Raw genomic sequence first — 9,689 nt, 5'->3', positions numbered from 1 at the left:
ATACATCTGCAGCGGATCGTCGGTCTTCTCACCGATCTTGAAAGCCGGGGTCGGTGCTACTGGCGCGAGCATGAAATCGACCTGTTCAAATGCATCGAGAAAATCCTGACGAATCAGGGTCCGAACTTTCTGCGCCTTGAGGTAATAAGCATCGTAGTAGCCTGAAGAAAGGGCGTAGGTTCCGAGCATGATCCGCCGTTTGACCTCGTCGCCAAAGCCGGCGGCGCGGGTCTGTTGGTACATGCCGATCAGCCCTTCCCCTTCATCCACGCGCACCCCGTAACGCACGCCGTCATAGCGAGCAAGATTACTGGAGGCCTCGGCGGTGGCGATCAAATAGTAGCAGGCGACCGCATAATCGGTATGAGGCAAGCTAACATCAACGACTTCGGCACCAAGGCTCTTATAGGTTTCGATGGCAGTTTTCACCGCCTGCTTTACATCCGGGTCTAGCCCTTCGATGAGATATTCTTTCGGCAAACCAATCTTTTTCCCGTTAACACCATCCTTGAGTGTCGCCAGGTAATCGGGCACCGGGGTATCGACCGAGGTCGAATCGAGTGGATCGTAACCGGCCACGGCGCCAAGCAGTGTGGCGCAATCCTCCACGTTGCGCGCCAGTGGCCCAACCTGATCGAGAGAAGAAGCATAGGCGATCACCCCGTAACGGGAAACCCGACCGTAAGTCGGCTTCAGACCGACGACGCCACAGTGGGAGGCCGGCAGGCGGATCGAACCGCCGGTATCGGTGCCGAGCGTCACCAGCGACTGCCCGGCGGCGATCGCGGCCGCACTGCCGCCTGAAGAACCACCAGGGACACGTTCAAGATCCCAGGGATTTTTCACCGGCCCGGCCGCCGAGTTCTCGTTGGAGGAACCCATGGCGAACTCGTCCATGTTCAGCTTGCCGATGATTACCGCGCCCTGCTCACGCAGCTTGGCGATAGCGGTGGCATCGTAAGGAGAAACATAGTTGTCGAGGATCTTCGAGCCACAGGTAGTGCGCACACCGAGGGTATTGAAGATATCCTTGACCGCTAGCGGAACCCCAGTCAGCGGCGCGGCATTCCCGGCAGCGATCCTTTGATCGGCAGCTTCAGCCGCCGCCAGCGCTTCCGCCTCGCAGACAGTGATAAAAGTGTTGACCTTATCGTTGGTCTCAGCAATCCGCGCCAGAAAAGATTTGGTCAGCTCAACCGACGTGGTCTCGCCAGACGCCAACTTTTCCCGCAGTTGCGAAATTGTCAGATCGTTAAATTGCATGTTTTCTCCAGAATCGCGTGGCGATGGTTACTCAATGACTTTGGGGACTTCGAAGCAGGAGCCGTCTTTTTCCGGAGCATTCTGCAGTGCTCGCTCAATTCCAATCGACGGCTTCAATTCATCGGCGCGGAAAGCATTCTCCATAGGCACCGCGTGCGAAGTCGGCTCGATACCATCCGTATCCAGCTCGTTCAACTTATCGACATAACCGAGGATGGCGTCCATCTGTCCGGTCAGCGCCTCCAGCTCTTCCGGTTGCAAAGCCAAGCGGGCCAAGCGGGCCACGTGCTCAACTTCGGCACGACTGATCTTCATCGTTTTTTCTCCATAGTTACCGGGATTTTTACCGATTTATCGCAGGTCAGGTCGACCCGCATTGGCGGGTCGACCTAAAAAGAGGAATTTAACATTTCTTGCCGGTCTTCAACAAGCAAAAGGCTTGCTTTTTAGAAACCTTCGAAGGCAACAACCGCGGTTGCCGCCTCCCGTAGTGCTTCGCTGCACTTGGAATCGGGGCAGGCAAGGATATGCGGCTTGCCGTCGTCTCCGGCAGCCACCACCCGCGGATCGAGGGGCACTTTGGCGAGCAGCGCTACGCCCGACTTTTCCGCCAACTTGTCACCACCGCCACTCTTGAAGATGTCGGAAACCTGGTTGCAGTGCGGACAGATGAAACCGCTCATGTTCTCGATCAGGCCGATCACTGGCAGTTTCAGCTCATTGCAGAAGCTGAGCGATTTTTCGACATCGACCAGCGCAACATCCTGCGGAGTGGTCACCACCACCGCGGCAGCATTCTTGCCGAGCAACTGCACGGCGCTCAAAGGTTCGTCGCCGGTACCCGGCGGGCAATCGATCAGCAGATAATCAAGTTCACCCCAGTTGACGTCGGCCAACAGCTGCATGATGGCACCGTGCTTCATCGGTCCACGCATGATGGTTGCCTGCCCGCTCGACTCCAGCAGAAAACCGATCGACATCAGTTTCAATCCTGAAACAACCATCGGCGAGATTCCCTCTTCGGTCATCTGCGGGTGGTCACCTGCCAAACCGCACATGGTCGGCACGCTCGGCCCATGCAGATCGATATCGAGCAGCCCGACCTTGAAGCCTTTTTCCACCAAGGCGTAAGCCAGGTTGACGGCGGTGGTACTCTTGCCGACCCCCCCCTTGCCCGACATAACAATCAGCTTGTTATTGATGCCACAGAGCCGGATCGCCAGATTGCGCTGAATCTGCGCCTGCTCGTCGTTGGCTGCTCCCGGCTGCTTCACCGAGCAGGAGCTATCATTGCATGAATCGCATGAACCCATATTTTGTACCTTTCTCTTCAGATTTTCAGACCTCGAGCCGTTGCGGACCCAAGGCGGTGATTAATTCGTCGATCTCATCGACGTCGTAGTCTTCTTCCTGCAGAGCCTTGCGGTAGCTGTCGAGCAGCAGATGAACCGCGTGCTTTTCGCCCCGCAATTGGTATATATCGAGCAGATTTCTGACCAGCACATCATTGGCCGGCTCGATCTGCAAAGCGGTTTGCAGCAGGCGAACCGCCTCCTCAAACTCGCCCCGCCGTACCAGTAAGCGGGACAGCCCACTGAGCTGCTCCAGGCGCAACAGGATATACTCTTCCCGCTGGTAAGGGAGTTCGGCATCCAGTTCAAAACCGGGCAGGAAAGGGCCCCGCCAGAGCCGCCCAGCCAGCCAGAACGCTAGCTCGGCCTGCCAGAAATTCTGCCGCTGCAAATGGCGCCTTGCCGCTCCGATCGCCTGCGCGAAAGCGGTGCAATCGATCCGCAGATGACGTAGCAGCAACATCCCCTTATCCAGCAACAGGTAATCCTGGCGGATCTGCTTTCCGCAGCTGCCTTCCAGCGTCTTGCGCAGCCGGGAAAGAGCGGAATCGAAGCTGTTGCGCGCCTTGTTCGGCGGACTCTCTGGCCAGAGCGTTCCCATCAATAGCTCGGAGCTCATCGAATGATTCGGTGTCACTGCCAACAGCGCCAGCAATTGCCGGGAGGACTGGCCCACCTCGTTCAGATCAAAGCACTGCCCTTCCAACCGATAACTGAAGCCCCCCAACATCTGCAGCTCAGCGTACGGCAGCAAACGACCATCGGCGCTGATATCACTGTCGAGCCAGCGCTCCGTCAACCGTTGTACCTGCGCAGTCCAAGCGAGATTGGTCATTGCCAGTGGCAGCAGCTTGCGCAACAGATCGGGAGTCAAGGCGAAGAAAAAATCGATCCGCTGTTTGCGCAACAGCTCAAACATGTGCCCAAGTTGCTCCAACGCCGAAACCTGATCATCCCGGTCAAGGTACAAAGCCGCCAGCCAGGCATGAAAGCCGCCGCGAAAACGTCCCTCCTCCAAATCTAGAGAAATCGTCAGGCCAGCCTGCAACTGCTCCAGTGCCAGTTCTTGCTCCTGCAGCAATACCGCCGAAGCCCCAGCCAGCAACCGGTTCGGCAGCTGATGCAACCCGGTAGCGGCCTGCCGACGCAGTTCCAGTCCTTTTCCGCAGTCGGCCAGTCCCGCTTCCCTGTGCCCGGCGAGGGCATGCATAAAGCCACGCAACTGCAACAGCCAGCTACGCAGGTGAGGACGCAGCGCTGCTGGACTTTCGACCAAGGCGAGGTCCAGCATTTCTTCCGCCACCGAAAGCCTCGCCTTGGCAATCTCTGCCATGGCCGAAAAGAAGTAAACGATAGGAGAGAATGCTGATTTCTGAAATTCTTCACGTCCCCAAATTTGCCGAAGCTGATGCCGCTGCTGAGCAAATCCGTCCAGCTCCCCGCAACTGCAGAGCAACTCACAGGCGACAACACGCAGGATAAGAACCGGATAACAATCAGCCGAAAGGTTCCGGGCAGTTGTCCAGGCCTGCTCCATAGCAGTACGGGCAGCTAGGTAACGCCCCTGATAAATCCCCAACAAAACCTGCAACAGGGCCAATTCGAGCTGCAGCTCGAAAAAATTTCCGCGCAGAGCCTCCGACATGGCCTGCGACAATATACCTTCGCAACGCTTCAGCGCCCCAGCATAGAACAGCTCCCCTAGTCCCAGGGCAAACTGAACCTTGATTCGATTAAACGGCGTAAGCAATTCAAGCTGCGCTTCCGCCAGTTGCCGCAACCGTGGCAGCTTGGCCTGCCCCAGCTCGACCTGTCCGTCCGCCACGAGGTATTGAACAATCTGCTGCGATACCGTCAGCAACTCTCCCCGTTGATCACTGGTAGCAACGAAATGGTTGCGGGCCAACTCCAACCAGGTGCCGACATCCAACGGCTGGTTGCGCATATAACTAACCCCGGTATAAAGTGCCAGCCAGCCACAGCCGACCGCTTCCTCCTCTGGAACCTGGGCCAGCAATTTGAGCAGGCGGGACTGATACTGATCGGCCAGCAGTTGCAAGCCGAAGTGGCTCAGCAATTGCCCGATGGCCGAAAACAAGCCGGCCTGCAACAGGCATTCGAACGCCTCAACCGGGTGGTCTTTCTGCTGATACCAATCCGCCGCCAGCCGGAAGACCTGCAGCGTTTCCTGCTCGTCGAGCTGTTTCTCCCGCCGCCCTTGCAGCAGTTTGTGGACCTCGGCTTTGAAGCGCAGTACACCCCCATTGCCACCGGCCGTTTCCAACAACAGATCATGCCGCTGCAGGTAATCGAACAACGCTTCGATATCGGCAAGCTCGCTCAACTTTGCGGCCAGTGCTACAGGGAACTGCTCCAGCAAGCTTAACTTGAGAAGCGTTCTCCGCCAGGGCAATGGAAACCGACCGGCCCACAGTTCAGCCAGCAGCAGCTCGTCCATCTCCTCACCAACCGACAATTCCGCAGCCAGCTGCTGCAACAATTTTGGCTCCGGTTCCGCCGACGCCCCATCGGCGGAAAGGAACAGTCCACTAAGCCAGCGCAACTGTGCCGGGCTTTCCACTCCCGACAACAAGCCGGCAGCATCCGTCTGGCGAGCGCGCTCCCCTTCACAAAGACGCAACATCACCTTGAGCCGCGCCAGCATTTCGACATTGCTGATCGGCTGGGAAATAAAATCGTACGCGCCGACTTCCAGCCCTTCAGCGCGCATTTCCGGTGAAGCAAGGTGAGCGGTAATCAACACCAGTGGCATGGCCGCGGTACGCGGATCGGCCTTTAAGCGGCGGCACACCTCAAGCCCGCTCATCCCCGGCATCTGCACATCAATAAAAGCACCGTCTATCCGTTCCTGTTCCGCCAGTCGCAACCCATCCAAGCCGTTGTTGGCTGTCAATACCTGCACTTGCGGCAGATCGAGTTCGATGATCTTCGCCAGCAGGGTCAGGTTGATCGGATTGTCATCAACCAGCAGTAGCGTAAATTGTTGCACCGCATCATTCATCATCCCCCCTAGATCGGCATCAGACCGGCAAACTTGAGCAACAGTTTTTTCGGTCCAACCGAGTTGAAATACACGGTCACCTTCTGCTTGTCGCCGCTCCCTTCGAGGCGCCGCACGGTTCCAATGCCGAACTTGATGTGACGTACCTTGCTGCCGAGACGCAAGGTTTGCCCGACATCCGCCTCCGGCTCTTCCATGATCGTACGCTGCGGCTCTGGAATCGCCAGCGGCTCGGCAGTGACAACCTTCTTTTCCTCCGGCTCAGCCAAATCGAACAGCGGTGCCAGGTTATGCGCCGGCTTGGCGGGCCTATTCGCTGTCGTTTCAGCGAATTGGTCGCCCAGCAGTTCCGGTGGGATTTCGGCCAAAAAGCGGCTCGGCGGGTTGAACTGGTAGGTCCCGTAAACACGTCGCCGCCGCGCATGCGACAGGTAGAGTTTCTGCATCGCCCGGGTCATGCCAACATAGCAAAGCCGTCGCTCTTCGGCCATATCCTCGCCACCGTTACCGGAACGCGAATGCGGGAAGATCCCCTCTTCCATGCCGGTCATGAAAACCACCGGGAACTCAAGCCCCTTGGCCGAGTGCAGGGTCATCAGGGTGACGCGCTGTTGCTCCGGGTCGTAACTGTCGAGATCGGTGATCAGCGCAACCTGCTCCAAGTAATCCTGCAACGACCCGTCCGCAGCTGCATGCTCCTCCATACCCGCCAGTAATTGCTCCAGATTTTCCAGCCGCCCCTTCGCTTCCTGGCGACCGTCGCTGGTCAGCGCCAGCTCCGCTTCTTCTTTGAGCGCCGGACCGTAGCCACTACGCTCGATCAGTTCCGCCATCAGCTGTGGATAGGGCAGCCGCTCCAACTGCCCGGCAAACTCCTCAATCAGCGCAACGAACTGGCCGACCCGTTTGGCCGCCGCCCCTTTCAGTGTGCCGTTGTCGATCGCCAGGTGGCAGGCGGACAGAAAACCGCCGGCTTCCTGCTCGAAAGCGACTATCTTCTGTACCGTGGTATTGCCAATGCCGCGGGCCGGGACATTGATGATCCGTTTCGCCGCTAGAGAATCGGCCGGGTTGACCAGCAGCCGCAGGTAGGAGAGGACATCCTTGATCTCCATCCGGGCATAGAATTTGACTCCGCCGAACATCACATAGGGGATACGGCAGCCGCGCAAGGCCTCCTCCAGCGCCCGCGACTGAGCGTTGGTACGATAGAAAACCGCAATATTTCGTAAGCTGAAACCTTCGCACTGCAGCCGGCAGATTTCGTCGGCAACAAAGCGGGCCTCCTCCAGATCGTCTGGCGAAGCCTCTATATGCAAAGGCTCACCCATAGGATTTTCGGTCCAGAGCTGCTTGTCGCGTCGATCCCGGTTGTTGCCGACCACAGCTCCGGCCGCCTTGATGATCGACTGGGTGGAGCGATAGTTCTGCTCTAGGCGGATCACTGCCGCATTCGGAAAATCATGATCGAAACCGAGGATATTGCCAACCTCAGCGCCGCGCCAACGGTAGATCGACTGATCATCATCCCCGACCACACAGAGGTTCGCCTCTGGGCTGACCAGCAACTGCACCAGCCGGTACTGAACCCGGTTGGTATCCTGAAACTCGTCGATCAGCAGGTGCTCGAAGCGCTCCTGCCAGTGACGTCGCACATCGGGGAACTGCTCGAATAGGCGCACAGTGAGCAGCAGCAGATCGCCGAAGTCGACTGCGTTGGCTGCCTGCATGCGACGCTGGTAGAGGGCATAGAACTCTGCCAATTGCCGCTCGACGGGATTGACTTCGAGCAACTGTTCCGGCTGCAGACCGCGGTTCTTGGCGCTGTCGATGTAGCTTGCGGCAGCGCGAGGCTTCAACTTTTTCTCGGGGATCCCCATCTCTTTGAGCAGATCGCGCAGCAGACTCAGCTGATCCTGATCGTCGTAGATGGTAAAGTCGCGGCTGAAACCGAGATGCTGAATCTCCTGACGCAAAATCCGCACGCAGCTAGAATGGAAGGTCGCCACCCAGGGAGACTCTCCATCATCTAGCAGCACATTGAGCCGCTCACGCATTTCGGCGGCCGCCTTATTGGTAAAGGTCACCGCCATGATCCGCCAGGCCGGCACCCCCCGCTCGCGTATCAGATAGGCGACCCGGTGGGTCAGAGCCCGGGTCTTGCCAGAACCGGCCCCGGCCAGCAGCAGTAACGGCCCACCGTCATACAGAACCGCCTGCTTTTGCGGTTCATTCAATCCCGCCAGCAGATCGGTCATCCCTCGTCGTCCCCTAGGGTTCTGCTCATCAGTTCCCGGTTGTAGGCGGAAACCATATCGCGTCGCGAAATAATGCCGTAGAGCTTGCGGTGAGTCTCGCGGTCGACCACCGGCAGCTGCTCGATGTTGCGATAACCGATCTTGCGCATCGCAGTATCCAGATCCTCTTCGGGATGCACGGTGATCACCTCAGTGGTCGCCAGCTCCTTGACCACTACAAGATCCATCAGGTCCTTTTCGAACACCACGCCCATGAAATCCTGCACCGAAATGATCCCGGTCAACCCACCTGCTGCGTCGACCAGCGGAAAATTGGTGTGGTGGGTCCGTTCGATGAAACGGGCAAAATCGCCGAGGGTCATGCTCTCCGGCACCGTCTCGACCCGCCGTGACATTACCTCGCCGACCGCCAGCCCCTTCATGATATTGCGCTCCTTGCCTGCTTCCAGATCGATACCGAGCTTGGTAAGTTCGGCGGTCTCCAGGCTGTCCTTCTTCAGATGACGGGCGATGCTGGTACCGATAACACAGGTCAGCATGATCGGAATGATAACCTCGTAACTGTCGGTAATCTCGAACAGCAGAAAGATGGCGGTCATCGGTGAGTGGGTCGCTGCGGCCAGAAATGCCCCCATACCGACCAGGGCGTAGGCCCCGGCTGAAAGTCCGGCGGCAGGCAGGGCGAGAGCGATCAATTTACCGAAGGCGCCTCCGGCCACCGCACCGAGGAACAGGCAGGGCGCGAACAACCCGCCCGGCATCCCGGAGCCGAGGGTGATAGAGGTTGCCACCATCTTGACCAGAATCAGCCCGACCAGCAGATACCAGGCAAAATGCCCGGCAAGAACATGGCTCATGAATTCGTAGCCGTTGCCGAACACCTGTGGGAAAACCATGCCGATCATGCCGACGACAAGGCCGCCCAGAAGCAGTTTGGCAAACTTGTTCAGCATGATCATTTCGATCTTCTCTTTGATCCGCATATGCAGATCGATAAAACCGGCCGCCAAGCCCCCGATCACGATGCCGAGCAGCAGGTAAAGCGCAATCTCCCAAAAATTGCCTACAAAATAGGGCGGTGCGACCAGCTCCGAATGGTTGCCAAGCAGGGCCCGCGATACGACCGTCGCCATGCCGCTGGCGATCACGATCGAGGTAAAACTGGCCAACTCGAAGGATGAGAGCAGCACGATCTCGGTGGCGAAGAAAACACCTGCGATCGGTGCGTTGAAGGTGGCCGCGACGCCAGCTGCGGCACCGCAGGCGACCAGCACCTTAAGCCGGTCGCCGCTGACCTTGAACAGCTGGCCGAACTGACTGCCGATCGCTCCACCGATCGCCGCGATCGGGCCCTCCTGCCCGGCGCTGCCGCCAGCCCCCAGGGTGATGGCTGAACCGAGTCCGCGAGTAAACAGCGGTCGCAACGGCAACTTGGCTCCCTTCAGGTTGACCTTGACCAGAAAGCCGGCGAATCCGCCCTTCAGATCCTTGCCGAACAGCGCCCATAAGGGTATCAGCAAAAGGGCGGCGACCACCGGAAAGAACATCACCAGCAACCGCTGAGGAGTCCAGTAGTCAAGCGAGATATCGAAAAACTCCAACCCCTGCTCGAACACCAGCCAATGGATCAGCTCGATCGTCTTACGAAACAAATAATTTCCCAATCCTCCAAGCAGACCGATGATCACGGCGAGGACGATAAGGAAGGTGTTTTCACTGATTTTAAAACGGCTCAGCAGCTGCTGGGTCAGGCCCTGCAGCTGCCGAGAGTAGGGAATGGTCAACTGATTAACT

At 58.1% G+C, this 9,689-nt stretch carries 6 protein-coding genes; all 6 read right to left on the bottom strand.

Features of this window, described 5'->3' with window-relative positions; all coding sequences use genetic code 11:
• The coding region (gene gatA / locus Q7J88_RS09235) for an Asp-tRNA(Asn)/Glu-tRNA(Gln) amidotransferase subunit GatA (RefSeq protein WP_303721886.1) at positions 1-1,263 on the bottom strand (1,263 nt) is incomplete at its 3' end.
• 27 nt (positions 1,264-1,290) lie between these two features.
• Positions 1,291-1,578: an Asp-tRNA(Asn)/Glu-tRNA(Gln) amidotransferase subunit GatC gene (gene gatC / locus Q7J88_RS09230; RefSeq protein ID WP_303721885.1), complete on the bottom strand. Its 288-nt coding sequence runs from the start codon at positions 1,576-1,578 to the stop codon at positions 1,291-1,293.
• A gap of 131 nt (positions 1,579-1,709) precedes the next feature.
• Positions 1,710-2,537 (bottom strand): Mrp/NBP35 family ATP-binding protein, encoded by an 828-nt coding sequence (locus Q7J88_RS09225; protein WP_303721884.1) that lies wholly within the window; start codon positions 2,535-2,537, stop codon positions 1,710-1,712.
• 64 nt (positions 2,538-2,601) lie between these two features.
• Positions 2,602-5,640: a response regulator gene (locus Q7J88_RS09220; RefSeq protein ID WP_303721883.1), complete on the bottom strand. Its 3,039-nt coding sequence runs from the start codon at positions 5,638-5,640 to the stop codon at positions 2,602-2,604.
• 5 nt (positions 5,641-5,645) lie between these two features.
• Entirely contained in the window at positions 5,646-7,895 is a 2,250-nt protein-coding gene (locus tag Q7J88_RS09215) for an ATP-dependent helicase (protein ID WP_303721882.1), read from the bottom strand.
• Complete coding sequence (locus Q7J88_RS09210) at positions 7,892-9,679, bottom strand: chloride channel protein (protein WP_303721881.1); 1,788 nt, start codon at positions 9,677-9,679, stop codon at positions 7,892-7,894. The genes Q7J88_RS09215 and Q7J88_RS09210 overlap by 4 nt, the downstream gene beginning before the upstream one ends.
• Positions 9,680-9,689 lie beyond the last annotated feature (10 nt).

It is taken from the genome of Malonomonas rubra (assembly GCF_003247215.1).
GTDB classification, from domain to species: domain Bacteria; phylum Desulfobacterota; class Desulfuromonadia; order Desulfuromonadales; family Geopsychrobacteraceae; genus Malonomonas; species Malonomonas rubra_A.
This window is presented reverse-complemented; position numbering and strand designations above follow the sequence as displayed.